The 23,753-nt window shown below is 57.6% G+C and carries 26 protein-coding genes; 14 read left to right on the top strand and 12 right to left on the bottom strand.

Features of this window, described 5'->3' with window-relative positions:
• Nucleotides 1–5: 5 nt before the first annotated feature.
• The 3 genes from rodA to PJL69_RS16785 all read left to right on the top strand — a co-directional run bounded on the left by rodA (nucleotide 6) and on the right by PJL69_RS16785 (nucleotide 2,554).
• Nucleotides 6–1,145 carry a rod shape-determining protein RodA gene (gene rodA / locus PJL69_RS16795; protein ID WP_209099246.1) on the top strand — a complete coding sequence of 380 codons (1,140 nt, stop codon included), beginning with the start codon at nucleotides 6–8 and terminating at the stop codon, nucleotides 1,143–1,145.
• A 72-nt stretch (nucleotides 1,146–1,217) separates the two neighbouring features.
• Nucleotides 1,218–1,628, top strand: a complete 411-nt coding sequence (locus tag PJL69_RS16790; protein ID WP_271310701.1) for a VOC family protein — start codon at nucleotides 1,218–1,220, stop codon at nucleotides 1,626–1,628.
• Nucleotides 1,625–2,554: a 2-hydroxyacid dehydrogenase gene (locus PJL69_RS16785; RefSeq protein ID WP_271310700.1), complete on the top strand. Its 930-nt coding sequence runs from the start codon at nucleotides 1,625–1,627 to the stop codon at nucleotides 2,552–2,554. Before PJL69_RS16790 ends, PJL69_RS16785 begins: the two co-directional genes overlap by 4 nt.
• Before the next feature lie 82 nt (nucleotides 2,555–2,636).
• Here PJL69_RS16785 and PJL69_RS16780 read toward each other — a convergent pair whose 3' ends face one another.
• Nucleotides 2,637–3,428 (bottom strand): SseB family protein, encoded by a 792-nt coding sequence (locus PJL69_RS16780; protein ID WP_271310699.1) that lies wholly within the window; start codon nucleotides 3,426–3,428, stop codon nucleotides 2,637–2,639.
• Nucleotides 3,425–4,006: a uracil-DNA glycosylase family protein gene (locus PJL69_RS16775; RefSeq protein WP_271310698.1), complete on the bottom strand. Its 582-nt coding sequence runs from the start codon at nucleotides 4,004–4,006 to the stop codon at nucleotides 3,425–3,427. The genes PJL69_RS16780 and PJL69_RS16775 overlap by 4 nt, the downstream gene beginning before the upstream one ends.
• An 86-nt stretch (nucleotides 4,007–4,092) precedes the next feature.
• Here PJL69_RS16775 and PJL69_RS16770 point away from each other — a divergent pair, with 86 nt between their 5' ends.
• The 6 genes from PJL69_RS16770 (at nucleotide 4,093) to PJL69_RS16745 (ending at nucleotide 10,395) form a co-directional block, all read left to right on the top strand.
• Nucleotides 4,093–4,437 (top strand): ArsR/SmtB family transcription factor, encoded by a 345-nt coding sequence (locus tag PJL69_RS16770; protein WP_271310697.1) that lies wholly within the window; start codon nucleotides 4,093–4,095, stop codon nucleotides 4,435–4,437.
• Complete coding sequence (locus PJL69_RS16765; RefSeq protein ID WP_271310696.1) at nucleotides 4,430–5,464, top strand: permease; 1,035 nt, start codon at nucleotides 4,430–4,432, stop codon at nucleotides 5,462–5,464. The genes PJL69_RS16770 and PJL69_RS16765 overlap by 8 nt, the downstream gene beginning before the upstream one ends.
• Before the next feature lie 271 nt (nucleotides 5,465–5,735).
• Nucleotides 5,736–6,395: an ABC transporter ATP-binding protein gene (locus tag PJL69_RS16760; protein ID WP_209099231.1), complete on the top strand. Its 660-nt coding sequence runs from the start codon at nucleotides 5,736–5,738 to the stop codon at nucleotides 6,393–6,395.
• Complete coding sequence (locus PJL69_RS16755; RefSeq protein ID WP_271310695.1) at nucleotides 6,373–8,007, top strand: capsule biosynthesis protein; 1,635 nt, start codon at nucleotides 6,373–6,375, stop codon at nucleotides 8,005–8,007. The genes PJL69_RS16760 and PJL69_RS16755 overlap by 23 nt, the downstream gene beginning before the upstream one ends.
• Entirely contained in the window at nucleotides 8,007–8,840 is an 834-nt protein-coding gene (gene kdsA, locus PJL69_RS16750; protein ID WP_271310694.1) for a 3-deoxy-8-phosphooctulonate synthase, read from the top strand. The genes PJL69_RS16755 and kdsA overlap by 1 nt, the downstream gene beginning before the upstream one ends.
• 58 nt (nucleotides 8,841–8,898) lie before the next feature.
• Nucleotides 8,899–10,395, top strand: a complete 1,497-nt coding sequence (locus PJL69_RS16745; RefSeq protein WP_271310693.1) for a phosphomannomutase/phosphoglucomutase — start codon at nucleotides 8,899–8,901, stop codon at nucleotides 10,393–10,395.
• 121 nt (nucleotides 10,396–10,516) lie between these two features.
• Here PJL69_RS16745 and PJL69_RS16740 read toward each other — a convergent pair whose 3' ends face one another.
• Nucleotides 10,517–10,729 carry a helix-turn-helix domain-containing protein gene (locus PJL69_RS16740; protein ID WP_058241470.1) on the bottom strand — a complete coding sequence of 71 codons (213 nt, stop codon included), beginning with the start codon at nucleotides 10,727–10,729 and terminating at the stop codon, nucleotides 10,517–10,519.
• Nucleotides 10,730–10,737: 8 nt separating this feature from the next.
• Nucleotides 10,738–11,247, bottom strand: a complete 510-nt coding sequence (locus tag PJL69_RS16735) for a hypothetical protein (RefSeq protein ID WP_271310692.1) — start codon at nucleotides 11,245–11,247, stop codon at nucleotides 10,738–10,740.
• A gap of 152 nt (nucleotides 11,248–11,399) precedes the next feature.
• On the opposite strand from PJL69_RS16735, the gene PJL69_RS16730 reads away from it, so the two are divergent.
• Entirely contained in the window at nucleotides 11,400–11,783 is a 384-nt protein-coding gene (locus PJL69_RS16730) for a glycine zipper family protein (protein ID WP_271310691.1), read from the top strand.
• Nucleotides 11,784–11,864: 81 nt separating this feature from the next.
• Here the strand turns inward: PJL69_RS16730 and PJL69_RS16725 are convergent, their stop codons facing one another.
• The 5 genes from PJL69_RS16725 to PJL69_RS16705 form a co-directional block, all read right to left on the bottom strand.
• The gene (locus tag PJL69_RS16725) at nucleotides 11,865–13,877 is read right to left on the bottom strand and encodes a M3 family metallopeptidase (protein ID WP_271310690.1); all 2,013 of its coding nucleotides are present in this window, start codon (nucleotides 13,875–13,877) and stop codon (nucleotides 11,865–11,867) included.
• A gap of 171 nt (nucleotides 13,878–14,048) precedes the next feature.
• A complete protein-coding gene (locus PJL69_RS16720; protein WP_271310689.1) occupies nucleotides 14,049–15,098 on the bottom strand; it encodes a HesA/MoeB/ThiF family protein in 1,050 nt (349 codons plus the stop codon).
• Nucleotides 15,098–15,559 carry a dUTP diphosphatase gene (gene dut / locus PJL69_RS16715; protein WP_271310688.1) on the bottom strand — a complete coding sequence of 154 codons (462 nt, stop codon included), beginning with the start codon at nucleotides 15,557–15,559 and terminating at the stop codon, nucleotides 15,098–15,100. The genes PJL69_RS16720 and dut overlap by 1 nt, the downstream gene beginning before the upstream one ends.
• Nucleotides 15,560–15,607: 48 nt before the next feature.
• Nucleotides 15,608–16,804 (bottom strand): bifunctional phosphopantothenoylcysteine decarboxylase/phosphopantothenate--cysteine ligase CoaBC, encoded by a 1,197-nt coding sequence (gene coaBC, locus PJL69_RS16710; protein WP_271310687.1) that lies wholly within the window; start codon nucleotides 16,802–16,804, stop codon nucleotides 15,608–15,610.
• 80 nt (nucleotides 16,805–16,884) lie between these two features.
• The gene (locus PJL69_RS16705; RefSeq protein WP_271310686.1) at nucleotides 16,885–17,682 is read right to left on the bottom strand and encodes a ChaN family lipoprotein; all 798 of its coding nucleotides are present in this window, start codon (nucleotides 17,680–17,682) and stop codon (nucleotides 16,885–16,887) included.
• Nucleotides 17,683–17,813: 131 nt separating this feature from the next.
• Between PJL69_RS16705 and cobU the strand changes: the two genes are divergently transcribed.
• The 4 genes from cobU (at nucleotide 17,814) to PJL69_RS16685 (ending at nucleotide 21,446) form a co-directional block, all read left to right on the top strand.
• Nucleotides 17,814–18,335, top strand: a complete 522-nt coding sequence (gene cobU, locus PJL69_RS16700; RefSeq protein ID WP_271310685.1) for a bifunctional adenosylcobinamide kinase/adenosylcobinamide-phosphate guanylyltransferase — start codon at nucleotides 17,814–17,816, stop codon at nucleotides 18,333–18,335.
• Entirely contained in the window at nucleotides 18,332–18,910 is a 579-nt protein-coding gene (locus tag PJL69_RS16695) for a histidine phosphatase family protein (RefSeq protein ID WP_271310684.1), read from the top strand. The genes cobU and PJL69_RS16695 overlap by 4 nt, the downstream gene beginning before the upstream one ends.
• Before the next feature lie 58 nt (nucleotides 18,911–18,968).
• Nucleotides 18,969–19,835, top strand: a complete 867-nt coding sequence (locus PJL69_RS16690; protein WP_271310683.1) for a glutathione S-transferase — start codon at nucleotides 18,969–18,971, stop codon at nucleotides 19,833–19,835.
• 93 nt (nucleotides 19,836–19,928) lie between these two features.
• Nucleotides 19,929–21,446 carry a YifB family Mg chelatase-like AAA ATPase gene (locus PJL69_RS16685; RefSeq protein ID WP_271310682.1) on the top strand — a complete coding sequence of 506 codons (1,518 nt, stop codon included), beginning with the start codon at nucleotides 19,929–19,931 and terminating at the stop codon, nucleotides 21,444–21,446.
• Here the strand turns inward: PJL69_RS16685 and gshB are convergent.
• The 3 genes from gshB to rsmI all read right to left on the bottom strand — a co-directional run bounded on the left by gshB (nucleotide 21,443) and on the right by rsmI (nucleotide 23,701).
• Complete coding sequence (gene gshB / locus PJL69_RS16680) at nucleotides 21,443–22,378, bottom strand: glutathione synthase (protein WP_271310681.1); 936 nt, start codon at nucleotides 22,376–22,378, stop codon at nucleotides 21,443–21,445. The genes PJL69_RS16685 and gshB overlap by 4 nt on opposite strands.
• Nucleotides 22,379–22,447: 69 nt before the next feature.
• Nucleotides 22,448–22,819: a YraN family protein gene (locus PJL69_RS16675; RefSeq protein ID WP_271310680.1), complete on the bottom strand. Its 372-nt coding sequence runs from the start codon at nucleotides 22,817–22,819 to the stop codon at nucleotides 22,448–22,450.
• Between the two features lie 21 nt (nucleotides 22,820–22,840).
• Nucleotides 22,841–23,701 (bottom strand): 16S rRNA (cytidine(1402)-2'-O)-methyltransferase, encoded by an 861-nt coding sequence (gene rsmI, locus PJL69_RS16670; RefSeq protein WP_271310679.1) that lies wholly within the window; start codon nucleotides 23,699–23,701, stop codon nucleotides 22,841–22,843.
• Between the last annotated feature and the right edge of the window lie 52 nt (nucleotides 23,702–23,753).

The following is a 23,753-nucleotide window of genomic DNA, read 5'->3' as shown; positions in this document are numbered from 1 at the left end:
CACAGATGAGTTATCTCGAATATAACGTCAAACACGTTCCCACCGGCCTGCGCAAAGTGCTCTACCTCAATTGGGCACTGCTTCTCTTGGTGACCGCCGTCGCAGGCGCCGGCTTCTTGATGCTCTATTCCGTGGCCGGAGGCTCCTTCACGCCATGGGCAGAGCCGCAGATGAAGCGCTATGTGATGGGCGTGATCGTCATGTTCATTGTGGCTATGGTGCCAATTTGGTTCTGGCGCTCCGTGTCGGGCTTTGCCTATCTTGTCAGCCTCGCATTGCTCGTCGGCGTGGAGGTCATGGGCAGCGTCGGCATGGGGGCGCAGCGCTGGATCGACCTAGGCTTCATGCGCCTGCAGCCCTCAGAGCTGATGAAGATCACACTCGTGATGTGCCTTGCAGCCTACTATGACTGGCTTCCCACAGAAAAAACCTCGCGCATTCTCTGGGTCATCTTGCCTGTGCTGCTGATCCTTCTGCCCACGGCGCTGGTCTTGCGCCAGCCAGATCTGGGCACCTCGCTGCTGCTGGTCATTGGTGGCGCGATGGTAATGTTCCTTGCCGGGGTGCATTGGGGCTATTTTGTCACCGTCATTGGCATGGGGGTGGGCGTCGTGGTCGCGGTGTTCCAGTCCCGTGGCACCAGTTGGCAACTCCTGAAGAACTACCAATATCGCCGCATCGACACCTTTCTTGACCCCTCTCAGGATCCCCTTGGGGCTGGCTACCACATCACCCAATCAAAAATCGCGCTTGGCTCAGGAGGCTGGACCGGCCGCGGCTTTATGCAAGGCACCCAAAGTCGCCTGAACTTCCTGCCGGAAAAACACACCGACTTCATCTTCACCACCCTGGCCGAAGAGTTCGGCTATGTGGGCGCGATTTCACTGTTGTCGCTCTATGCGCTTATCATTGTTTTCTGCGTCGCCTCCGCCATCTCCAACCGGGATCGCTATGCCGCGCTGCTTACACTCGGCATCGCCGGAGCCTTCTTCCTGTTCTTTGCGGTGAATATGTCCATGGTCATGGGCCTTGCACCGGTTGTGGGCGTGCCCTTGCCGCTGGTCAGCTATGGCGGCTCTGCCATGCTGGTTCTGATGGTTGGCTTCGGCCTTATTCAAAGCGCCCACGTACATCGCCCCCGCTAAGACGCCCTTGCACTCACGCACCAACTGTGGCCCTCTCTGCGCAAAAATGGAAATGCAGGGAGAGCCACAGATATGAGCATCTTTCACCTGGCCTATAACGTCCGCGATCTGGCAGAAGCGCGCGCCTTTTACGGCGACCTTCTGGGGTGTGCCGAAGGCCGCAGCACTGACACATGGGTCGACTACAACTTTTTTGGTCACCAGCTTTCTCTGCACCTTGGTGAACCTTTTGCCACCGCAGCCACCGGCCATGTGGGTGACCATCTCGTCCCCATGCCCCACCTCGGGATGATCCTGCCCAAAGCAGACTGGGAGGCGCTGGCTGAAAAACTCACCGCCGCTGGCGTCGAGTTTGTGCTCAAACCTTTCACCCGTTTTGCCGGCGAGCCGGGCGAACAAAGCACCATGTTCTTCACCGATCCTTCTGGAAACCCAATTGAGATCAAAGGCTTTGCTGACATGTCCGGAGTGTTTGCCACATGACCAACGTGCTATTCGCCGCCACACCAGACCGCTGGCAGACCTATGAGCCACACCTGAACAGCGCCTTCAACGCGCTCGACCTCACCGCCGATCTGCGCGTCGATTTTGCCCCCAAAGAGGTGGACTACATTGTTTACGCCCCCAACAGCGCGGTGCAGGATTTCACACCCTACACCCGTCTCAAAGCTGTGCTGAACCTCTGGGCAGGTGTGGAGGGTATCGTCGGCAACCCCACGCTGCACGTGCCGCTGGCCCGCATGGTGGATCCGGGCATGACACAAGGCATGAAAGAATGGGTGGTCGGCCATGTCATGCGCCACCACCTCGATATGGATCGCAATATTCTCAGGCAAGACGGCAGCTGGGCCCCACACGTGCCGCCAATCGCGCAAAATCGGCGTGTCACAGTGCTCGGTCTTGGTGAACTTGGCAGCGCCTGTGCCACCTCACTCAGCCAGATCGGCTTTGACGTGACCGGCTGGAGCCGCCGGCCCAAAGAGCTGGCCGGTGTCACCTGCCTCTCTGGGGATGAGGGCTTGTCGCAGGCGCTTGCACGGGCAGATATTCTGGTGCTGCTATTGCCCAAAACGCCCGCCACCGAAAATCTGCTGAACACCGCGCGTTTGGCGCAGATGCCCAAGGGTGCAATGATCGTGAACCCCGGGCGCGGTCCGCTGATCGACGATGACGCCCTGCTGGCAGCGCTCAACAGCGGCCACATCGCCCATGCCACGCTGGATGTCTTCCGTGTGGAGCCCCTGCCCACCGACCATCCCTATTGGGCGCATGCCAATGTGACGGTCACACCGCATATCGCCTCAGAAACCCGCCCGGAAACCGCGAGTCTGGTGATTGCCGAAAACATCCGGCGCGGTGTGGCAGGCGAACCGTTTCTGCATCTGGTCGACCGCAGCGCGGGATATTGAAGGCGGACAAGGGGCAAGCCCCGCTGTGGCAGCACGCTGCCACAGTCCCCTCGGGATAATGGGGGCAAGAGGAAAAAGAGCGCTAGCGCAGGCGCGGCGGCGCGTCCGGATCGCTGCCCGGCGCAACAGGTTTGTACTCCTGCGCCTTGGGCGGCTCTGGCAGATCAAAGCGCAGTCCAGATTTCGCCAGCTGCGCCGCCACCGGATCTTTTGCGACAAAGAACCCCACATCAAGGCTCCCCGCCTCGATCCCGGAAAACGTCAACGCCTCGTTCACCGCTTTGGCAAGTGCGCCTTCGGAGCCGGGCAATGTGTCCACAAATCCCAGCATGTGAGAGCGGCTGCCATTCTCATAGCTGGTGGCCACAAGATAGGCCATCTTGGCCAGCCCCGCCGCGGTGGAAAGCTTCATATCCAGCGCAGTGATCAGATGTTCCGGCAAGCCTTTGGGCGGCGCAAAACTCTCGACTTTGGCTTCGACCTCATCAGGCGCATGGGTCAGCGTTTCAGAGAGCCAGCCAAGCGCCTCACCGGGGATTAGGATGGAAGACGGGGCCACCTCCGGGTTCACCGCAAGCCCAATACCTGACTCTGCAAGCATTGAGGCAATGATCCGGCCGGACAGCGCGGCATAAGGCGCGACGCGGCCCACGAACTGCGCCAGACGCTCTTCTGTGTCAAACACCAGCACAAAGCTTGCATCAGAGGTTTCAAAAATCTCTGGCGCAATCTTGTCGCCCTCGGCCTCTTTTTCCAGCAACAGGAACAGCTCCGCATCTGCCAGCCGCTCATAAAACCGCAACCGCGCCGCATCCTCTTGCGGGGCCGCTTCCATAGCCGCATGGGCCTGATCCAGTGGGGTCATGTCGCTCACGCCAGAGCCTCCTTGATACGGGCCTGCAGGCTGGGCAACAGCTCCTCAGCAAACCACGGATGTTTCTTCAGCCATGCCGTATTGCGCCAGGACGGATGAGGCAAGGGGTAGACATGCGGCGCAAAGCGACGCCACTGCGCCACAGTGTCTGTCACGCCGGTCTTAGTGCCCAAATGCCATTTCTGTGCATAGCCACCAATCACCAAAGTCAGGGACACATCTGCAAGCGTTTCCATCACGTCACTGCGCCATGTTTTTGCGCAAATCGGCGGAGGTGGCAGATCGCTGCCCTTGGCGTTGTAGCCGGGAAAACAAAACGCCATTGGCACTATGGCGATACGTGATCGGTCATAAAAAACAGCATCTTGCACGCCCATCCATTCCCGAAGCCGATCCCCTGACCGATCGGTGAAAGGTCGGCCGCTTTCATGCACGCGCGCACCTGGCGCCTGTCCAACCACCAAAATGCGCGCATCAGGGCGAAACCAGGCCACAGGGCGCGGGATATGCGCCGTGGCAGTATGCGCAAAGCGGTCCGTGCAGAGGCGGCAGGCTTGAATCTCTTCGATCAACGACATGCCAGAACAGATACCCGCCGACAGTTATTTCGACAATATTCGAAATAAACCTTGCACGAAGACTTTATTTCGATATTTTTAGAAATATGAAACACAATGATTCCTCCGATATCTCTCTTGAAGTGGCCGCCTCCACCTTCGCCGCCCTCGGATCAGAGCAACGCCTCGCCGTGCTGCGCTGTCTTGTGCGGGCCGGTGCAGACGGGCTTTCCATTGGTGAACTTGGAAAACGCACCGGCGTCACCGGTTCCACCCTCACGCATCACATGAAAATCCTCGCCCAAGCCGGGCTTGTGACACAGCAAAAACAGGGCCGCTCGATCATCTGCGCCGCCGTCGCCTATGACGCGGTGCGCGATCTGTCAGCCTTTCTGCTCAAAGAATGCTGCGCTGATGAGCTGCAGACCTGCAAGGACCATGACCATGACTGATCTCACGCAAGCTCCATCCCCCCTGCGCAAAACCCTGGCCCGCATCGACTCCGCATGGGCGGCCAGCATTGTGATTCTGCTCGCGGTGGCGGTGCTCGATTGGCCGCAATTCATACCCACAGTGGATTTCACAACCGGGGCGCTGATGCACACAGCCCCCTTCATCCTCTTTGCTGTCTTTGCAATTGGCTATCTCAAGGCAACCGGCGCAGAGACTCTGCTCGCCAAAGCCTTTGAGGGCCGCGAAACCCGGATGATCTTTCTGGCGGCGCTTCTGGGGGGCCTCTCTCCCTTCTGCTCTTGTGAAGTGATCCCCTTTATCGCCGCTCTGCTCGCTGTTGGGGCGCCGCTTTCTGCCGTCATGGCGTTTTGGCTGGCCTCTCCGCTGATGGACCCAGCGATGTTTGCCATCACTTCCGGCACGCTCGGCTTTGAATTTGCCATCGCCAAAACACTGTCTGCCATTGGCCTCGGCCTGCTCGGTGGGTTTGGCACGATGCTTCTGAAATCTACCCCCGTGTTCACGGATCCACTGCGTGAGAAACCGCAAGTTGGTGGGTGCTGTGGCGCAAAGAAACCCTTTTCAGGCAAACCCGAATGGAAGTTCTGGCAAGACAGCGACCGCCGCGTGATCTTTCGCGAGACTACGCTCGAAAACGGCTTATTCCTGCTCAAATGGCTGCTGCTCGCCTATGTGATTGAAGCCCTGATGATCCACTATGTTCCCGCAGAATGGATTGCTCAGGTTCTGGGCGGCGACGGCTTCAAACCCATCGTGCTCGGCGCATTGGTCGGCGCACCGGCCTACCTCAATGGCTACGCCGCCGTACCTCTGGTCGCGGGTCTGCTGGAGCAGGGCATGTCCAACGGCGCTGCCATGTCTTTTGTCATCGCGGGTGGTGTCAGCTGTATCCCGGCAGCCATCGCTGTCTGGGCCCTTGTAAAGCCGCGCGTGTTTGCCGCCTATTTTGGCTACGCGATGTTGGGCGCTCTGATCGCAGGCTCTGTCTGGCAGGCCGTCGCCTAATAAAGCCCGAACCGAGCATCCCAAGGCGCTGCAGATTGCAGCGCCTTTTTTCGTCTGGAGGGTGGTCTTTCGGCCCCGCAACAACAGCCCACCACAAATTGTGAGAAATACGCTTCAATTTTCTGTCGTTATCGCCGCAATCTTGCCGCAGATAGTTGCTAAAACGACCTACAATCCTTCATATTGGGACAAATCGCCGACAGAGCGTTAACAATCGTAAGCTAAACTTCCCTCAGCTTACATATATTTGGGCAGTATTCGGGAGCAGTCGATGCTCGAGTTCGACAACGTGAGTAAGTCCTTCTGGACCGGCACACAGCGCAAGGTCATCCTTGAGCAGGTGTCTTTTCGCGTGGACTTGGGAAACTCTCTGGGCATCCTTGCGCCCAATGGCACCGGCAAAACCACGTTGATCAATATGATGGCCGGTCTTGAAAAACCGGATGAAGGCGTGATCCGGCGCGACTGCCGTATTTCGTTCCCATTGGGGTTCATGGGCGGTGTTGTGAACAAACACACCGCCGTGGAAAACAGCCGCTATATCGCCCGCCTCTATGGTCTCGACCCGGATTATGTTGAAGCCTTCTGTCGCTGGCTCTGCAATCTTGGCGAATATTTCGACCAGCCTCTGGGCACCTATTCCTCTGGCATGCGCTCACGCTTCACCTTTGCGCTGATGCTTGCTCTGGATTTTGATATGTATCTGATTGACGAGGGCATGCCCTCCTCAACAGATGTTGAGTTTAACAAAAAAGCCGGTGATGTGCTGCGCGAACGCCTGCGCACCACCACAATCGTGATCGTGTCACACCAGCCGCAGGTTCTTGAGAAATTTGCGCGCTCGGCCGCCGTTCTGCTGAACGGCAAGCTCCACATGTTCGACACCTTGGAAGAAGCGAAGCAGCTCTATGACTACCAAACCCAGGGCTAAGAAATTCCGCATCCGGCGCTCAGAACCGATCGCCGACGCCGCGCAGGACATAAGCGGCGCCCCTGCTCCTGAAGCAGCGGAGGCGCGCGCGCAGATGAAAATGGTGCTCCCGCAAAAAGGGGCTGCACCCCAAACCCCTCACGCGCAAGATCCCGCACAGCCGACGCCACAAGGCGCAGACGCTGAGATTGACGCAATCAAGCGTGAGGGTCTCACAGGCCGTCAACTGCGGCTGGCGCGCCGTGTGGCACAAAAAAACGAACTCCCGGCAACCTCAGATTATGATGCCGTGCGGGTTTTGCGTAAAGCGGGCATTGACCCGTTTCAACGCACCAACATGTTGGATATGATCCCCTCCAACAAAGCGGAAAAGTCTGCTGCTGTTGGGCGCATCCAATTGCCCCAAACCGCGCCTGTTGGCAAAGCGGGCCTCCCCTCAACAGAAACCGTCTCGCCGTCCGAAATGCGCGCGATGGAAATCGGAGAAATCCAAAAAGACATCGCACGCCGCCGCCGCAGACGTCTTTTGCTGTTGCTTGCACGCCTGTCTGCCTTTGTTTTCCTGCCCACAATCTTTGCAGGCTGGTATTTTTACGCTGTTGCAACGCCAATGTACTCTACCAAATCAGAGTTCCTGATCCTACAAGCCGACGCGACGGGTGGCGGGTCTGGTATTGGCGGGCTTTTGTCTGGCACGCAGTTTGCAACCAATCAGGACAGCATCGCAACGCAAAGCTATCTCGCCTCCAAGGATGCGATGCTCCGTCTGGACAGCGATGAGGGATTCAAATCCACCTTCAGCCAGCCTGAGGTTGATCCCGTGCAGCGCCTCGATGTGGATGCCTCAAACGAAAAGGCCTACAAGCTCTATAAGAAGTACGTCAAAATCGGCTACGATCCGACCGAAGGCGTGATACGTATGGAAATCGCAACGCCTGATCCTCAAACCTCCGCCCGTTTTGCGGAGGCTCTGATCGGATATGCCGAACAACGCGTCGATGATTTGTCGCAGCGCAAGCGCGAAGACCAGCTGAAAGATGCCCGCTTCAGCCTGGAACAGGCCAAGGCCGAGCGGCGCGAAGCACAGGCTGCGATGGTGGCCTTGCAAGAAACCACCATTCTTGACCCAGAGGGCGTGATCGCCTCCCTGCGCCAACAGATTTCCAATGTGCAAATTCAGCTGCAGGAAAAAGAACTGCAACTGGCCGCGCTGGAGGACAATGCGCGCCCAAATCAGGCCCGTGTCGATGGTGTGCGCGGTGACATCCGCCGCCTCAACACCCTTTTGGCCCGACTGCAAAGCGAAATGACAGAGGCCACACAAGGGGAGACATCTCTGGCGCAACAAACTGCCCAGATCCAAATGGCACAGGCCGATCTCGCCACGGCGGATCTATTGATGCAATCCGCCCTGCAAACCCTCAAACAGACCGAGCTTGAGGCAAACCGGCAAGTGCGCTACCTGACCACATCTGTGGTGCCCGTTGCGTCGCAAGATCCCTCTTATCCGCGCAAATTTGAAAACACGATCTTGGCCTTCCTCATCTTTTCAGGCATCTATCTGATGATTTCGCTCACAGCGTCCATCCTCAGAGAACAGGTATCTTCGTGATGAAACATGTAAACGTTGGCAATCTGACCATCGGCAACGACCTCCCGTTGACCGTGATTGCAGGCCCCTGCCAACTGGAAAGCAAAGACCACGCAGAGATGATCGCAGGCACCATGAAAGAAGCCTGCGAGGCGGCTGGGGCGCAATATGTGTTTAAGGCCAGCTATGACAAAGCCAACCGCACTTCGCTCTCGGGCATTCGCGGCATGGGCATTGACGCCGGCCTCGCCGTGCTCGATGGCATTCGCAAAGATTTTGGCGTGCCGGTGCTGACGGATGTTCATACCGAGGAACAATGCGCCATTGCCGCACAGGCGGTCGACATTCTGCAAATCCCAGCCTTCCTTTGCCGCCAGACAGATATGCTGCTCGCAGCAGGCAACACCGGTGTCGCGGTGAATGTAAAAAAGGGCCAGTTCCTTGCCCCTTGGGAAATGGGCAATATCGTCACCAAAATCGAAAGCACCGGCAACACAAACATCCTGCTGACAGAGCGCGGCACGTCGTTTGGCTACAACACGCTTGTGGCGGACATGCGCGCCCTGCCGCAGATGGCAAAAACTGGCTATCCTGTCGTGATGGATGCCACCCACTCTGTGCAGCAACCCGGCGGGCAAGGCGGCAGCTCTGGTGGCCAGCGTGAGTTTGCCCCGGTCATGGCGCGCGCTGCCGTGAGTATCGGAACTGCCGCTGTTTTCATCGAAACGCACGAAAACCCAGACAATGCCCCCTCTGATGGCCCAAACATGATCCCGCTTGATCAAATGGGTGCGCTTGTCACGTCTCTGATGCAATTTGATGCTTTGGCAAAGGCCAATCCAATTGCCATCTGACCCGCTTTTATCCCGCTTCCGACGATCCCGAAGCATATTTTAGTAGAGAGTATTTGACATGAAGAAACCGATTGCCGACGTGCGTCCCAATACATGGGAATTTCTGCGCGATCCGATGATCAAGCCAACCGGCTTTCGTGAATATGACGCCCGCTGGCAGTTTCCGGAAGAGATCAACCTACCTGGCATGACTGCGCTTGGCTTCGGTCTCGGAACTCAAATGCGCCGCCGTGGGATTGAGCCGGTGATCGCCGTTGGCAATGACTACCGCGACTATTCTGTGGCCATCAAAATGGCGCTGATCGTCGGTCTGATGAAGGCGGGCATTCATGTCAAAGACATTGGCCCTGCCCTGTCACCAATGGCGTATTTCTCTCAGTTTCATCTCAACGCCCCCGCTGTGGCAATGGTCACCGCCTCCCACAACCCCAACGGTTGGACCGGTGTGAAAATGGGCTTTGAGAAGCCTCTCACCCATGGCCCGGATGAGATGGCGGAACTGCGTGACATCGTCTTGAATGGTGATTTTGACGCCCATGACGGCGGCAAGCATGAGGTCGTGGACGGCGTGCGCGAAGCCTACATTGACGATCTGGTGGGTGATTTCAAAATGTCGCGCCCGCTCAAGGTGGTCTGCGCCACAGGCAACGGCACCGCCGCCGCCTTTGCGCCCGAAATCTTCAAACGCATCGGCGTTGAGGTGGTCGAGAGCCATTGTGAGCTTGACTACACCTTCCCCAACTACAACCCCAACCCCGAAGCCATGCTGATGCTGCACGACATGTCTGACAGCGTGAAAGCCTCCGGCGCCGATCTCGCGCTTGGTTTTGATGGCGATGGCGACCGCTGCGGCGTGGTGGATGACGAAGGCGAAGAAATCTTTGCCGACAAGGTCGGCGTGATCATGGCCAAGGATCTGGGCAAAATCTATCCCGACGCAACCTTTGTGGCGGACGTGAAATCCACCGGCCTGTATGCCGCAGATCCTGACCTGCTCGCGACCGGCGCCAAAACCGACTACTGGAAAACCGGCCACAGCCACATGAAACGCCGTGTGCATGAACTCGGCGCATTGGCAGGCTTTGAAAAATCCGGTCACTACTTCCTCGCCGAACCGATTGGCCGCGGCTATGACTGCGGCATGCGTGTTGCCGTGGAAGTCTGCAAAATGCTTGACCGCAATCCAGACATGAAAATGTCTGACCTGCGCAAAGCGCTGCCGAAAACATGGTCCACCCCCACCATGTCGCCCTATGCCTCTGACACCGAGAAATACGACATTCTCGAACGTCTGGTGGCCAAACTGGTGGCCAAACATGAGGCTGGCGAAACCATCGCGGGCCGCGTCATCAAAGAGGTCGTCACCGTCAACGGCGCCCGCGTCATTCTCGAAAATGGCAGCTGGGGCCTCGTGCGCGCCTCGTCCAACACCCCCAACCTCGTTGTTGTGATTGAAAGTGCCGAAAGCGAAGCGGAAATGCGCGCCATTTTCGCTGACATTGACGCTGTCATCCGCACCGAACCCGGTGTTGGCGAGTACGATCAAACCATCTGACGCGCCCCTTGCGCATCAGAAACACATAAAACCCCGGGCCGCACCGCCCGGGCTTTTTTCATTCTGAAAAAATCCCGAAGTCGCCACATCGCGGATGTGGCAGGGGAAGTGCCCGTGATACCTACTCCTCTTCCGGCACATACTCCAAAATGTCACCTGGCTGACATCCAAGATGCGCGCAGATCGCCTCTAATGTGTTGAAACGAATACCTTTCACCTTGCCAGACTTGAGCAGGCTCAGATTGGTTTCCGTCAAACCAATGGCCTGCGCCAACTCGCGCGAGGTCATTTTGCGTTTCACCAGTTCAAGGTCGAGATTGATGCGAATGGGCATGCGGCCTCCTACAGGAACTGGCTGTTCTCGTCAGCAATTTCTTGCGCCTGTTTGAGCGATCGACTGATCGCCAGAAACACCGCCGCCAGAACCAGGAACACCACATCAACATCTATGTCGATCAGCTCAAATTCTGGGCGCATCTCCGGGGCAAGATGCGCGGTCAGCACAATCGGCTGCATGGCCACATTCAGCGCATTAAGCAGCCAAAACCCAAGAAAAGCCCATGCACAGCGGCGCAAGTGGTCTCCCATTCGCGAGAAATCCTGCGGGTCACGCAGCAATAAAATCCGGTCCAGCGCCCAGAAACCAAGCGCAAGACTGATCAGCGCGGGCCACATCATGATCATCCCCACCACCAACGCCAAGGCGCCAGGCACTGGCATATCCAGCGGCAAGTCAAACGCGTCCGCCAGCATTTCCCCCTGCCCCTGAAACGCGCTGACCCACAAAACAGACCAGCCGAATGTGAAATAGACAATGGTGATTAACATGGCGAGGCGAGCCACTAATTTCATGATTTTGCTCCAAAAGTTGTTGCCTCTCACTAAAGCAATTAAAGCTTACATGCAAATTTTATCGTAAAACATAAAACTTTCCTCTTGAACTGAAAAACGACTCCTCTTAGGTAGCCGCCATCAAGACAAACCGATTTTCAAAGGAATGACACATGACCAACCGCAAACTGTCCCACAATGCATTGCTCGCCTGCCTTTGCGCCTCCATGGTCCTTGGGGCCTGCACAGCACCAGTGGACCGCCCCCTCACGGTGGACGGCACGCGCAATGCCAATTTTGATGATGATTATGCCCACTGCCACACCAAAGCAGCGACATTTACTGACGGCACCGGCACTGAATACGCCGCCACGGGCGCTGTTGTCGGCGGCTTGATTGGCGTAGCAGACGCAGATGACGCTCTGGAAGGCGCCGTTGTGGGCGCGGCTGTTGGCGGGCTTGTTGGTTCAGCTGAAGCCGCATCAGAGCGGGATCACACCCGGCGCGATGTGTTGATCCGCTGCATGCAGAACCGGGGTCACGACGTTATCGGTTGACCTCAGAGCCCGGCTTACCTCGCCACAAAAAACCCCGCGCAGTCACAAGAGTGCGCGGGGTTTTTCAACACTTCAGATCCCTCAGGCGGCCAGACCGCGCCCTTTCAAGAGCGCCTCCACATCTGGCAATCGACCCCGGAAACGCTTGTAGAGTTCATCGGCCTCCACCGATCCTCCAGCAGACAGGATATGTGTCTCAAGCGCCTTCGCCGTATCAGCATCAAAAGCGCCCCCAGCTTCCTCAAAAGCTTCAAACGCATCCGCATCCATCACTTCTGACCACATGTAACTGTAGTAGCCAGAGCTATAGCCGTCCCCGGCAAAGACATGGGCAAAATGCGGTGTCGCATGGCGCATGGTGATCGCCGCTGGCATGCCAAGATCCGCCAGAACCTCCGCCTGCCGCGCCATCGGATCACCGGGTGCTGCGCCTTCATGGAACGCCAGATCCACCAGCGCCGAAGCCACATATTCCACCGTGGCGAAACCCTGATCGAAATTCGCCGCCCCCAGCACCTTGTTCAGCATCTCCTCAGGCATCGGCGCGCCGGTCTCTGCATGGGTGGCATATTCTGCCAGAACCTCAGGCACCTCCAGCCAATGCTCATAAAGCTGGCTCGGCAACTCCACAAAGTCACGGGCAACAGAGGTGCCCGAAATGCTCTCATAGGTCACATTCGACAGCATCTGATGCAACGCATGACCAAACTCATGGAACAGCGTGCGCGCATCATCATAAGACAGCAGCGCAGGATCGCCTTTGGCAAAGTTACAGACATTGATCACCACAGGCGCCTGCACCTCCGGGAACTTCGCCTGCCCCCGCATGGCCGAACACCACGCGCCCGAGCGTTTGCCGCCCCGCGCAAAATAGTCGCCAATAAACACCGCCACATGCGCGCCGTTGCGCGTCACCTCCCAGGCACGGCAATCCGGGTGATAGAGCGGCACATCAAGCGGCTTGAACGCAAGCCCAAACAGGCGCGTCGCACAGGCAAAACTCGCCTCGATCATCCGGTCCAATTGCAGGTAAGGCTTCAACGCCGCCTCATCCAGATCATGCTCCGCCTTGCGCCGTTTCTCTGCGTAATACCGCCAGTCCCATGGGGCCAGATCACCATTCACACCATCCGCATGCATCATCTCGGTCAGCACAGCGGCATCTGCTTCGGCGCGTGCCTTGGCCGGTTCCCAAACCGCCATCAACAGATCCCGCACCGCACCGGGCGCCTTTGCCATCTCTGTTTCAAGCTTATAATCTGCAAAACTGCCGTATCCCAACAGTGCCGCCCGCTCCTGGCGCAACGAAAGGATCTCCGCAGCGATCTCTCGGTTGTCCGTTTCCCCGCCATTCGCACCACGTGCGGCCCAAGCAGCGAAGGCTTTCTCGCGCAAATCGCGTCGTGGAGAAAACTGCAAAAACGGCACGATCAGGGACCGCGACAGGGTCACAACCGGGCCACCCGCGTCTTTCTCCTCTCCCGCAGCGCGCGCTGCATCCACCACAAAACCGGGCAACCCTTCCAGATCATCCTCTGTCAGAGTCATGTACCAGTCGCGTTCATCCGCCAGCAGGTTCTGGGTGAAGTCCGTGCCCAACACCGCCAGTCGGGACTTGATCTCTTTCATGCGAATGTCATCCGCGCCTTCCAACGCGGCGCCACCGCGCACAAAGCCCCGATGGGTTAGCATTAATACCCGCTGCTGCTCCTCTGACAGCTCAAGCGTCTCGCGCGCATCCCATACCGCTTTGATCCGGCCAAACAGCGCCTTGTTCGCAGAAATCTCCGCACCATGCGCCGCCAGTTTCGGGGAAAACTCTCGCTGCAAAGCCTCGCGTGCTGGTGTGCTGTCCGCCCCTGCCACAGAGAAGAACACCGACAGCACTTTGTCGAGCCCACTCCCTGCCGCTTCCATCGCCTCAATTGTATTGGCAAACGTCGGCGCCGCCGCATTGTCAGCGATGGCCGCAATCTCTGCTTTATGCGTCTCCAGCGCTTCGGCAAACGCAGGTGCGAAATCCTCATCGCTGATCTTGTCAAATGGCGCGAGCGCAAATGGGGTGTCCCAATGGGACAGAAGCGGATTGGTCATTCGGGAATCTCCTTTGACGACGATCTTAGCAGCCCATGCCGGGGCCGCAATCGCCTGCGACTGCCACGCAACAGGCAGCGTACACAAAGGTTAACGCATCCCGTGCACCGAAATTTGCACCGTCGCTTTACCGCCGCGATACAGACGCAATACCGACGTTGAATTTTATGGTTAACGCCGCCCGCAGGTAGGGCAACCCGCGCGACGCTTCAGATTTATTTTTCGTGTTTCGCCCCAAAGCGCGTCATAGATCATCATCTCACCGCGCAAGGCCGCACCAGCTCCGGTGATAACTTTGATTGCCTCCGCAGCCATCATCGTTCCCACAACCCCTGGCAGCGGTCCAATCACCCCAGCCTCTGCGCAGCTTGGCGCCAGCTCAGGCGCGGGGGCCTCTGGGAAAATACACTGATAACAGGGCGTATTGCTGGCTGTATCAAAGACACTGAGCTGCCCTTCCCACTGGGACAAAGCCCCTGAAATCAGTGGCTTACCTTGATCTACGCAGACTTCATTTACTAAGTATCGTGTGTCAAAATTATCCGTACCATCCAGCACAAGATCATACTCGCCAATGATCTCCTCCGCATCATCAACAGTCAACCTCCGAGGGTATGGCACCACTTGCACAAAAGGGTTTTGCGCCACCATCGCCTCCGCTGCTGACAGCACTTTAGGCGTGCCAATCGCATCATCTTTGTGGATCACCTGTCGTTGCAGATTTGAGTTGTCGACCACATCGTCATCCACCACGCCGATGCGCCCAACACCAGCGGCCGCCAGATACAGCAGAACGGGCGATCCCAGCCCCCCGGCACCGATGACCAAGACCTTGGCATCTTTGAGTTTTTTCTGCCCGAGCCCACCAATTTCGCGCAACACGACATGGCGGGCGTATCGGTTGAGTTCGGTGTCTGAAAACACGCTTTTTGCGGCTGTATCCTGCGTTTCCTCTGCGGCCCTTGCGTCCGCTTTTTGGCGCAATTTCTGCAGCGCTGTTGAATAGGCCAGCACCAAAGCCACGGCACCACCGATCATCAGCCACATCGCAAGACTGCCACCCGTCGAAACAACAAGAGGATGCCCTTGCGGAAAGGTCGCCTGAACGCCGATAACGGCAAGATATAAAATAAAAATCATGCTCAAGCGCGCAGATTTGGGAGCCCCCATCAAAAGGCCGATCCCCCACAAAACCGCCGCTATCACAAGAACAAGCAGCATCAGCCGACCCCAGTGGAGCCAAAGCCTCCGGTCCCACGGTCTGTGTCGCTAAGCTCCTGAATAAGCTGAAAATCTGCCATCACAACGGGCGCCACCACCATTTGACAAATGCGCATGCCATGGCTGATCTCTATCGCATCCTGCCCGGCGTTCATTACAATAACCCCAAGTGGACCGCGATAGTCACTGTCAATGGTGCCGGGTGAGTTCGGAAGCATCAGCCCCTGCTTAAGCGCCAATCCAGAGCGCGGGCGAAGCTGAACCTCGTAACCCAATGGAATTTCAAGAGAAAGACCAGTGGGAATCAACGCGCGCGTGCCAGGCTCCAGTGTGAGCCCCCCTCTGTTCTCCTCTGCAAAATTCGCCCGCACATCTGCGCCAGCCGCCCCCGCAGTTTCATAGGATGGCAATCCAAGCGCCTGATCCGCCCCGTCCAACCATTTCAGCTTAATCGCTACCATATCTTCTCATTCCTCAAATATCCCCGCCAGAGACCCCGCGTTTGCGGGTCATGCCCCTAGGGCGTCTGCTAGGCGCACCGCCAGTTTCTCGGCCACTTCAGTCTTGCCCATGCGCGGCCAAGCCTCTGATCCTTCGTTGGAAATCAGGGTCACTGCATTTTCGCTGCCGCCCATAATTCCAGTTGCCGGGCTCACGTCATTGGCCACGATCCAGTCGCACCCCTTGCGAATACGTTTCGCAGTGGCGTTTTCGATCACATCATCGGTTTCCGCCGCAAATCCAACGACCAGTGGCGGGCGCCCCGTGGGCATCTGGCTCACAGTTGCAAGAATGTCCGGGTTTTCAGCAAACTCCAGAACAGGCAAACCACCCTTGGTCTTTTTTATCTTTCTGTCAGAAGCACTTGCGACACGCCAGTCTGCCACAGCCGCACAGAAAATCGCCGCATCCACTGCAAGGTTCTTCTGCACCGCGGTCAGCATCTCCTGAGCGGTTTCCACCTCAATCAGCTCTACCCCTGCGGGCCGCGCAGCATCTGCGGGGCCGGTCACAAAAACAACGTCAGCACCCAGTTTCACAAGCGCATCAGCAATCGCACTGCCCTGCGCCCCAGACGAGCGATTGGCAATATAGCGCACCGGATCAATAGGCTCATGGGTCGGCCCCGATGTCACCAAAATACGCCTACCAACCAACGGTCCAGCCGATGTAGCACGTTGCACAGCCTCAACAATCTCCATCGGCTCCGCCATCCGGCCGGGGCCAAATTCACCGCAAGCCATGTCGCCCTCATTGGGCCCTACAAAAGAGATCCCGTCCCCTTTGAGCTGCGCCAGATTGCGCTGCGTTGCCGGGTGGTCCCACATGCGCACATTCATCGCCGGAGCCACCAAAACAGGTGTGTCCGTCGCCAACAGCAATGTCGAGGCCATATCATTGGCCATCCCGTGCGCCATCTTTGCCATCAAATCCGCCGTGGCAGGGGCGACGACAATCAAATCAGCAGATCGCGACAGCTGAATGTGGCCCATATCGGCCTCATCCGTCAGGTCAAACAAATCCCGATAAACCTGCGATCCCGCCAGTGAGGAAACCGAAAGCGGGGTCACAAATTCTTCGGCAGATTGTGTCAACACAGGCGTGACCTGCGCGCCGCGTTCGCGCAACCTGCGGATCAAGTCCAGCGATTTATAGGCCGCGATGCCGCCAGAAATGATCAGAAGAATACGTTTGTTCGTCAGCATTTAGCGGACCTTTCTACGCCGATTTGGCAAAGGTTAGGCTGCAGAGCCTACAGAAACAAGTCATCCCACAATCGGGTCACTCACTGAAAAGCCGCACAAGGGTCTTCGCGCTCAACGGGCGCCGTGACCACCCATGTGTCATAGGGCGGCGCAGTTTCAGGCTCGGCTTCGAGTTGACCAAATGTCACCACCGAAATGCTTGGATCCATCAGAGTTGGCGCGCCCCAATCGTTGCGCACATGGCCATTGCCGGTGATCACCACAACCGGTCCGCCGGTCTCGCGCAGTGCCTGTGTGGCAGACTGCGCCAGACGCGCATCCCGCAACCGCTGCGCCATCACCATGATCGGCAACATCTCCTCTGGCAACGCGTTGCAATGCGCCTCCATTTGCAGCGCTTCACGCTCCGTTTGCTGTGCTTCTGGCAAAGGCTCTGTCAGCTTATATTGCGACGCTTCCCCAGCCATGGCCGCGTCCATGTTTCCGCTCGACAGCACCTCGCGCGCCAGACCACGAGGCACCTGCGCACCATAAATCCGCGCACCGCCTGAGACAGCAAATATTGGATAATACATGGAAAACTCGGGCCAACCGCTGTCATCCCAAGCCAATGCCTGCCCTAAGGCGGCTTCGTCATCCAGCAACTCCGGGGTTACAAGCGCCGCCTGCTCTGGCGTCAACATCTCAAAGACCATGGCCTTTGGCGCAAGCGCCAGCGTTGCCCCTGCCTGCGCACTGTGGTGCACCGGATTGTCATGAACCTCACCCAAGAACACCACATCCACACCCTGCAGAAGGGTATGGTCAAGCTGTTCTGCCTTTGCTGCATCGCCTGCCAAGGCAAACGCCAAAGCAGCTGCTGTCACCATCTGTTTCATGGCTTTACCAATACGCCCCTGTTCGGTGGATGCAAGTCCGGTTCAGATCCCTCGCGTGATCTGCTGATTTCACGCTTGCCCTCCCATGCGCTTTACCGCAGGGTGCGCCAACTCTTGGAAAGGACGCCGAAATGCTTCCAAAACTGAGCCTTATACTTGGCGGTGCAGCGTCAGGAAAATCTGTTTTTGCAGAAAAATTGGTGGTGTCCACCGGCCAGCCCCGGATGTATCTGGCAACCGCGCAGGCCTTTGATGCAGAGATGGAGGCGAAGGTTGAAAAACACTTGGTTCAGCGGGGACCAGACTGGCAAACCATTGAATCTCCACTGGAAACAGCACAGGCGCTCTTGAATTTACCCGCGAATGCGGTGGTTCTTCTAGACTGCGCCACCATGTGGCTGTCAAATCACCTTATGGCTGAAAACGATCTGGCCACTGAGCAAGACAATCTTCTTACCGCCCTGCGCAACTGCCACGCGAGTGTGGTGGTCGTCTCTAACGAAGTCGGTCTGGATGTGGTGCCAGAAAACAAACTTGCCCGCCAATTTCGCAACGCGCAGGGCGCGCTTAATCAGGCACTTGCGCACCAAGCCGATCTGGCCGTTTTGGTGGTTGCCGGGTTGCCTATGGTTCTGAAAGGACAGCTGCCATGACTGAGCTGCATCTGGTGCGACATGGGCCAACCCATGCAAAGACGATGGTCGGCTGGTCTGACCTGCCTGCCGACCTGTCTGATACAGACGCGCTGGCACGCCTCTCCGATCACCTGCCCGACGATGGCATTGTAGTCAGCTCAGATCTTGTACGCTGCGTCACCACGGCAGACGCAATTCAACGCAAACGCCTGCGCTTGCCACACGACCCACAGCTGCGTGAGATTCACTTCGGCGATTGGGAGCTTAAGAATTTCAAAGAGATCGAAGCAGAGGACCCCGTCCTATCGCGGGCCTATTGGGAGAATCCGGGCGATGTGCGCCCCCCAAACGGCGAAAGCTGGAACGAGGTCTGCGCCCGCGTGAACCACGCCATTGATCGCTTGATCGAAACCCACAAAGGGGGCAAACTGATCGCGGTCGTGCACTTTGGCGTCATCCTTACGCAAGTACAGCGCGGCGAGATGCTCACAGCGGAAGAGGCGTTTAGCCATCGTATCGACAATCTTTCTGTAACCTCCTTTAAAGTCACAGAAGCTGGGTGGAAGACAACCCAAATAAATCACACATCTTGATACAAACCATCAAAACGTTTTGCTTTTGTGATGAATTGGGCTTTGCTAGCTTCATCGCATGACATACGATCTTTACATTGGCGATTACGCCTATTCGTCCTGGTCGCTGCGTGGCTGGCTCTTATTTGAAAAATTCGGCATTGAACGCACCACAACGTTGGTGGACTTCTCTGATCAGTCTGTGGCTGCACAACTCCGCGAAATCGCGCCGGCACGGACTGTGCCGGCCGTCAAGCTCCCTGACGGCGCGGTCCTGTCTGACAGTCTTGCCATTGCAGAAGAGCTTGCCACCCGCCACCCAGAGGCAGGCATTTGGCCCAAAGACCCAGCCGCCCGCGCAACCGCGCGCAATCTGACCGCTGAAATGCACTCAGGCTTCTTTGCCTTGCGCAATGACTGCCCGATGAACCTGCGTCTGTCTTATGAAGATGCTTTGCCTTCAGACGCCGTTTTGGCGGATCTTGCGCGGCTGGAAACCATTTGGGCACACGCACGCGCCGCTTACGGCGCGGACGGCCCTTGGCTCTGTGGCGACTACAGCGCGGCGGATGCGTTTTTTGCACCAGTCGCTGCACGCATTGCTGGTTACAATCTGCCCATGGGCGAAATGGCACAGTCCTATGTTGCGGCCCATCTCGCAGACCCCGCATTCCGCCGCTGGCGTGCCATGGGCATGGTCCAAGGTCAGACACTGCCTTGGTATGCCAAAGACTATGCAACACGCGCTTGGCCCGGCCCAACCCCACGCAAGGCGATCCCAGTTGCGGCCACAAGTTCCGAAAACACCACATGCCCCTATTCAGGCAAACCCGTGACCCATTTTATGGAAATGGACGGGCGTATTTTCGGCTTTTGCAACGCGTTCTGCAGAGACAAAACTGCTGCAAACCCAGAGGTTTGGCCCGCTTTCACAGCCATCCTCTGATGCCAGTGACCATGTTAAGTTAACCTTTCGCTAACCATCCTCCGCTACCAATTCTTTAAGGTTTGTTAATCGGTTTTGGTGGTGGGGTTTGGCATGGTTGCGCGTGCGTACACTGTTGCATTTGAAGGGGTTGAGGCCCATCAAGTTGAGGTGCAATGCGCACTCACGCCTGGCTTGCCAGCCTTCTCAATCGTCGGGTTGCCAGACAAGGCCGTCTCTGAGGCGCGCGATCGCGTCCGTTCGGCGCTCGCATCAATGGCGATTGCACTGCCTTCCAAACGCATCACCATCAATCTCTCCCCGGCGGATCTCCCCAAAGAAGGAAGCCATTTTGATCTGCCAATCGCAGTCGCACTGCTCGCAGCCATCGGCATCATTCCCGAAGACGCCTCAGAAAGCACCGTCAGCTTGGGAGAGCTTTCCCTTGATGGTTCTCTTGTCGGCGTCACTGGAGCGCTGCCTGCCGCCATGAGCGCCGCAGAGGAAGACCGCACCCTGCTCTGCCCGGCAGTATCCAGCCCCGAGGCGGCATGGGTTGCCGCCACTCAGGTGATCGGCGCAGCCACACTGGCGGATGTGGTGCGCCACTACAGTGGCCAATCCCCCCTCAAACCCTCTGAGCCCGGCGAAGTGCACACCCCCAAAAACGCCCGAGATCTGCGCGACGTCAAAGGCCAGGAACGCGCCAAACGCGCGTTGGAGATCGCAGCTGCTGGGCGCCATCACCTGTTCATGGTGGGAGCTCCGGGATCCGGCAAATCCATGCTCGCGGCGCGCCTGCCCACCATCCTGCCGCCTCTCAGCCCCGCAGAAGCCTTGGAAACATCGATGATCCATTCCATCGCAGGCCTGTTGGACCAAGGCGGCATCTCGCGCAGCCGCCCGTTTCGCGAACCGCATCACACCGCCTCTATGGCCGCAATTGTGGGAGGCGGCAGACGGGCCAGCCCCGGCGAAATCTCCCTCGCTCACAATGGGGTGCTGTTTATGGACGAAATGCCGGAGTTCAGCCGCCCCGTACTCGAAACCCTGAGACAGCCCATAGAGACCGGTCAGGTCATGATCGCCCGCGCGAACGCCCATGTGACCTATCCTTGCAAGTTCATGCTGATCGCGGCAGCCAACCCCTGCCGATGCGGTCATATGTTCGATCCAGCGCAAGCCTGCGCCCGTGTCCCAGACTGTGGGCAGGACTACCTTGGTCGCCTGTCAGGGCCGCTGCTGGACAGGCTAGATTTGCGTATTGAAGTGCCACCGGTCAGCTTTCAAGATCTCGATTTACCCAATGACGGGGACACCTCAGAAACCGTGGCCGCACGCGTATCGGCTGCGCAGGCCCGTCAAACCGCGCGCTTTGGACAAGACGACCCAACAATTCGCGTGAATGCCGATGTCCATGGCCAAAAGCTGGAAGAAATCGCAACACCTGACGCGGAGGGCCGCAGCCTGCTCAGCCATGTGGCGGAGCGCTTCGGTCTCTCAGCACGCGGCTACCATCGCGTGCTCCGTGTGGCGCGCACAATTGCCGATCTGGATCAAAGCGACACCGTGCGCCGCCCCCATTTGGCGGAAGCCATCAGCTTCCGCCTGAGCAGCGCCCAAGACATTTAGGCCACTTTGGCTTCAATCGCTTCCCAGATTTTCTCGGCGATGTTCACACCATCAAAGCGTTCAAGCTCCTGAATACCGGTGGGAGAGGTCACATTGATTTCCGTCAGATAGTCACCAATCACGTCGATACCGACGAAAATTTGACCTTTCTCACGCAACAATGGGCCAATCGCTGCACAAATTTCCAGATCACGCTCTGTCAGCCCGATTTTCTCGGGCCGCCCACCCACATGCATGTTGGAGCGGGTTTCCCCCGCCGCGGGCACGCGATTGATCGCCCCCACAGGCTCGCCATTCACAAGAATGACGCGCTTGTCGCCATTGCTCACATCCGGCAGAAACTTCTGCACGATCAGCGGCTCGCGGCTGAAGCCTGTAAACAACTCATGCAGGGAGGTGAGGTTTCGGTCATTGGCATCCAATCGGAACACCCCGGCGCCGCCATTGCCATAAAGCGGCTTCAAGATCACATCGCCATGTTTGGCCTTGAACTCTTTGATGGTGTCCAGATCGCGCGCAATCGTCGTTGGCGGCGTCAGCTCTGGAAAATCAAGGACCAGTAGTTTTTCAGGGTAGTTGCGCACCCAAAACGGATCATTCACCACCAGCGCCTTGCCCGCCAGCCGATCCAACAGATGCGTGCTGGTGATGTAGTGCATGTCAAACGGCGGGTCCTGACGCAGCCAGACCACATCAAAGTCGGCAAGGTTCACCCGTTCCATCGGGCCAAGATCCACGTGATTGCCCTGCTCGCGCCGCACCACCATTGAATGCCCCCGCGCGGTGATTTCACCTTCTTCATAAGCCAGATGATCAGGGGAGTAGTAAAACAGCTCATGACCCCGCGCCTGCGCCTCTTCGGCGATGCGGAAAGAGCTGTCCGCGTTGATGTCAACGGCGGTGATCGGATCCATCTGGAAGGCAATTTTCATGTCAAAGACCTCTTGAGTTGCTCAAACTACATGGCCCATGCCTGCCCCGCTTGCAATGGGGGCAGACGTCTAACAAAGCGCATTTTCGAGGATGTGAACGCAGCCCTGATCATCCACAAGCGCGAGGTCAAATCGCATCTCTGTCAGCAACCCCTGCGGCGCGCGCCCGGCAAAATCTTCTGCGGCCAAGCGCAAACGCGCAACTTGTCTTGGCAACAAGCGTGCCATTGCAGCCTCAATAGAATTGCTTTTCTTAACCTCCACAAAGACCAGCGTCTCTCCATCGTGAAAAATGAGATCAATTTCGCCAGCTTTGCTGCGCCAGCGGCGCCGAGCAAGCCTCAGCCCAAGGTCAAGATAGTGGCGTTCAACGGCATCCTCTGCCGCTGCGCCTGCCAGATAGTTGTTGAGCCCGGTATCTGCCCTGCGCTTGTCACCCATTGCACTGCCTTTCGGCTGAACTTACTCCGCCTTCTGAAGCTTCAACGCCAATTGATACACTTTGCGCCGGTTGATTCCATAGGCTTTGGCCACGGCATCCGCGGCATCCCGCACCGACAGTGTTTCAAGCGCATCCCTCAAGGCATCTTCTACGTCATCCTCGCTTGCCGCTTCACCACGCTGACGATCAATCAGAACAACGATTTCCCCTTTGATCTGGCGCTCAGGCAATTCGCCAGCCAAATCCGAAAGGCTTCCCCGCAGAACTTCCTCGAACTTCTTGGTCAACTCCCGCGCGACGGCAGCTTGCCGTCCGCCGCCAAGCACCTCCGCCGCATCGGCCACCATCGCAGCGACACGTTTAGGAGATTCGTAAAAAACCAATGTACCCGGCACCTCGCGCAGCGCCTCCAATGCCGTTTGTCGCGCTTTCTTTGCATTTGGCAAAAATCCAGCAAAGAAAAACGAATCCGTCGGCAAGCCGGCAAGCGACAATGCCGTGATAATCGCACTTGGACCCGGCGCGCTTGTCACCAGATGCCCCGCCTCAGACGCTGCAACAGAAAGATGATAACCCGGATCGGCTATCAAAGGCGTGCCCGCCTCAGACGCGTAAGCGACCGAGCGCCCCGCCTCCAGATGCGCCAAAAGTTTGGCCCGAGCCCCCTCGCCAGAATGATCGTGGTACGACAGAACCGGACGCCCATTCAGCGAGACCCCGTGTATTTCCAGCAGCTTTTTCATGGAACGGGTGTCTTCCGCGGCGATCACATCGGCGGAGGCCAAAATGTCCAGCGCGCGCAATGTGATGTCACGTGCGGTGCCGATAGGTGTGGCGACAAAGTACAACCCGGGCTGCAATTTAACCGTTTGAAATTTCATGGGTAGACCCGCCTTTCCACTCGTTTATTATTCGCACCAACGCGGCCGGGGC

Origin of the sequence: Shimia sp. MMG029, assembly GCF_027947445.1 — a bacterium.
Taxonomy (GTDB): domain Bacteria; phylum Pseudomonadota; class Alphaproteobacteria; order Rhodobacterales; family Rhodobacteraceae; genus Shimia.
Note: the sequence above shows the minus strand (reverse complement) of the source record. Positions and strands in the feature narration are given on the sequence as shown.